This window comes from Blautia difficilis (genome assembly GCF_014297245.1).
Taxonomy (GTDB): domain Bacteria; phylum Bacillota; class Clostridia; order Lachnospirales; family Lachnospiraceae; genus Blautia_A; species Blautia_A difficilis.
The window spans coordinates 1-3,065 of sequence record NZ_JACOQG010000073.1 but is presented as its reverse complement, the minus strand read 5'-3'; the positions used below and the strand labels follow the sequence as shown (position 1 = coordinate 3,065).

Below are 3,065 nucleotides of genomic sequence, written 5' to 3'. Positions count from 1 at the left end.
ATGATTTACCTTATTGTCAAAATTTTAAAGGATGGTACAGACCGATGGGATATGAGTCTTTGATCTTATAAATCATAAAATAAACAATATAAAATACTAATCAGAAAGAGAGGTACTTACCATTGGATATTCAATTTTAAAAAGAGCCACAGTAAACGAAACTGATGGCTCTTTTTTATTTGAATTTTTTACTCTTTTCACGCATATATAATAACAATACCAATTATTTTGGAGTTTCTTCTATGAAGAATCTTACATATCTTTTTCACAGTAGATTCGGCAAATATCTGAAACTTATACTGATTTTCTCTGCTGCTTTTCTGACAGGACGCCTGCTTGCAAAAATCACATCTTCCGAAATCATCCCTCCGGATATTACAGCACTCTCAGTATCTTCTAATCCTTCCGGAAGCTGGGGACTCAGCTTTCAAGAAAAAGGAAAACAACCTCTGGGTAATGCTTCCATACAAGAATTAAAACAATATAATGCTTTTTATGTTCAGGACACTAATAGCAAAAATATCTATCTTACCTTTGATGCAGGATACGAAAATGGTAATACCTCTGCAATTCTGGATGCCTTAAAAAAACACCAGGTACCAGCCACTTTCTTTGTGGTAGGAAGTTTTCTATCCCAAAATCCCGATCTGATCAAACGAATGGAAAAAGAAGGACATATCATAGGCAATCACACTATGACTCATCCAAATATGTCCAAAATTTCTACAAAAGAAGCCTTTCAGAAGGAACTATCCGATGTGGAAGCTATATATAAAGAAGTTACCGGCAAAGAAATGATAAAGTTTTATCGTCCTCCTCAGGGAATCTACAGTACTTTAAACTTATCTATGGCAAAAGAACTGGGTTATCACACCTTTTTCTGGAGTCTGGCCTATGTAGACTGGTATCAGGATAATCAACCGGACCCTCAGGAAGCCATTACAAAGCTAACTAATCGGATTCATCCAGGAGCTATTGTACTTCTTCACAGTACTTCCTCCACCAATGCTCTGATTCTGGATGAACTTCTGAGCAAATGGGAGCAGATGGGATACAGCTTCCATAGTCTGAAAGAACTTATTGCATAAAAAATACTTTCTGACTGCTATTGACAAGATTTGATACACGCTATATCTTTTACATATAAACTTTTATATCATTCAGCTCTTCTGTCTCTATTCTGAGGACTATAAAAATACATCCTATATCAGATCATAGAAAGGAATTCGTATGATTACTCCAGATTTATACAAACAAATACTAATAAAAACTGAACAGCTTCAACCGGAATTAAAAAAAATCCGCCGTACCCTCCACCAATATCCGGAAACAGGATGGATGGAAATGCGCACATCTTCTATTATTGCCGGTTATTTAAAAAAATTTAACTTTGATGAAATCCTGACCGGCGAAGCAGTTTGTAAAGCAAATGCACGAATGGGAATTCCTGATAAGAACTGTCTATCTGAACACTATACACAAACTATCAATCAGGAGGGTACAGATCTTACATATCTTCCGGACACCCAAAAGGGGTTCACCGGTGTAATCGGAATTTTACGCTGCGGCTCTGGGCCTGTTGTAGCACTTCGATTTGATATTGATGCTCTTCCCATACAGGAAAGTTCTGAAGAAACACATTTTCCCACAAAGAACGGATTTAGTTCCCAAAATAATGGTGTCATGCATGCCTGCGGCCACGATGGACACACAGCCATAGGACTTGGCATTGCCAGAATTCTCAGTGAACTCCGCCATGAACTTCATGGAACCGTCAAACTGATTTTTCAACCAGCTGAAGAGGGCGTCCGAGGTGCCCGGGCTATTGTAGAAAACGGGCATCTGGATGATGTAGATTATGTTCTGGCCTCACACATGTGTAATCATCCCCAGCAGCAGGGATTCGCCATCGGAGTGGGAAAAAGTCACAGTATGTCAACCACAAAATTTGATGCAGAATTCTATGGTAAAAGTGCTCATGCTTCTGCTTCACCAGAATCAGGAAACAATGCCATGCTTTCTATGGCCACAGCTATCTTAAACCTTCATGCCATTCCCAGATGCAGTCAGGGCGATACCAGAATTAATGTAGGTAAAGCCACAGCAGGAACTGGCAGAAATATCATCTGTGATCATGCACATATAGAATTAGAAGTACGTGGATCCTCAATTGAGGCAAATGAATATATGAAAAATTATGCAGAACGTATTATCCACTCTGCCGCCCAAATGCATGGCTGCACCTATAAACTCAGACAGATGGGATCCGCCATAAGCGGAAAAAACGATGAACCTCTCATGAAACGTCTGGCCAATGTGTGTGAAAAGGAAATGCATCTGAAAATTCTTCACCTTTCCTCTGCAGATGTAGGCGGAAGCGAAGATTATTACTATATGTCCCAACGTGTCCAATCTCATGGCGGACAATCCTGTTATTTTTTAAATTTAAGTCCCTGTGCAGCACCTCTTCATAATGACAAATTTGATTTTCACGAAGATGCTCTTGCAAATGGCGTAAAAGCCTTTTGTGGAATTGTGCTGGATCTGCTTCAGTAGTTTTCTCAATATAACAAAACACCGGAAAGCCATATTCATTGACTTTCCGGTGTTTTTTAGCAGGGGATGAGAGAATCGAACTCCCACCAAAGGTTTTGGAGACCCCTATCATACCATTTGACCAATCCCCTATAAAATATAATACATGTGACTAGTTGAAGCCACATGCAAATAATTAATGTACTTTCAAAACTACATACATGTTGACATTTCCTTGAGAATTAACTTCCTGCGTTTCCGATTGAGTATTGTACTCCAGCGGAGTCACCTCGCAACTTCGTTGCTCAGTGTCATTTGCTTCGCAAATGTTCAGTCTGTATCAGGAATGCTTCTCCACAAGCAAGCTTGCTCCGAATCCTTCCTGCTCCATCCTGCCGCTTCCTCGGCTAGTTGGTCAAGCCCTCACCCGATTAGTAACAGTCAGCTCCATGTGTTGCCACACTTCCACCTCTGCCCTATCTACCTCGTCGTCTTCAAGGGGGTTTACTTCTTTCGAATGGGATATCTCA

The 3,065-nt window shown here is 40.1% G+C and carries 2 protein-coding genes, 1 tRNA gene and 1 rRNA gene; 2 read left to right on the top strand and 2 right to left on the bottom strand.

Annotated features, from left to right (window positions below):
• Positions 1-242 precede the first annotated feature (242 nt).
• Positions 243-1,088 carry a delta-lactam-biosynthetic de-N-acetylase gene (locus tag H8Z82_RS16780; RefSeq protein ID WP_186995754.1) on the top strand — a complete coding sequence of 282 codons (846 nt, stop codon included), beginning with the start codon at positions 243-245 and terminating at the stop codon, positions 1,086-1,088.
• 142 nt (positions 1,089-1,230) lie between these two features.
• A complete protein-coding gene (locus H8Z82_RS16775; RefSeq protein ID WP_186995753.1) occupies positions 1,231-2,556 on the top strand; it encodes an amidohydrolase in 1,326 nt (441 codons plus the stop codon).
• Positions 2,557-2,616: 60 nt separating this feature from the next.
• Here H8Z82_RS16775 and H8Z82_RS16770 read toward each other — a convergent pair.
• Together H8Z82_RS16770 and H8Z82_RS16765 are read right to left on the bottom strand one after the other, a co-directional pair.
• Positions 2,617-2,687: transfer RNA gene (locus H8Z82_RS16770), tRNA-Trp, on the bottom strand.
• A 259-nt stretch (positions 2,688-2,946) separates the two neighbouring features.
• Positions 2,947-3,065 (bottom strand): 23S ribosomal RNA (locus tag H8Z82_RS16765); the annotation flags it as partial.

Excerpts from the sequence above, each read along its gene's own strand:
- H8Z82_RS16780 (WP_186995754.1), top strand. The coding sequence starts at position 243 with ATGAAGAATCTTACATATCTTTTTCACAGTAGATTCGGCAAATATCTG.
- H8Z82_RS16775 (WP_186995753.1), top strand. The coding sequence starts at position 1,231 with ATGATTACTCCAGATTTATACAAACAAATACTAATAAAAACTGAACAG.